A 252-nucleotide genomic window follows, 5' to 3' on the forward strand; every position below is an offset into this window, starting at 1 on the left:
GATGCCCGGATCGCGCGGCCGCTCAGAACCGGTGGCGATCAGCACCGCATCATGCTCGTCGACGAGTTCCTTCATCGGCGTCGTCACGCCGATATTGACGCCGTAATGGAAGATGACGCCCTCGCCTTCCATCTGCGTCACGCGCCGGTCGATATGGTATTTTTCCATCTTGAAGTCGGGAATGCCGTAGCGGCAGAGCCCGCCGGCCTTCGGCTCGCGCTCATAGACATGCACGTCGTGGCCGACGCGCGC

Annotated in this window: 1 pseudogene; it reads right to left on the bottom strand. The window is 63.1% G+C overall.

Annotated features, from left to right (window positions below):
• Positions 1-252 (bottom strand): annotated as a pseudogene (gltD, locus tag CH341_RS33005) (glutamate synthase); the annotation flags it as partial.

Source organism: Rhodoplanes roseus, assembly GCF_003258865.1.
Classification (GTDB): domain Bacteria; phylum Pseudomonadota; class Alphaproteobacteria; order Rhizobiales; family Xanthobacteraceae; genus Rhodoplanes; species Rhodoplanes roseus.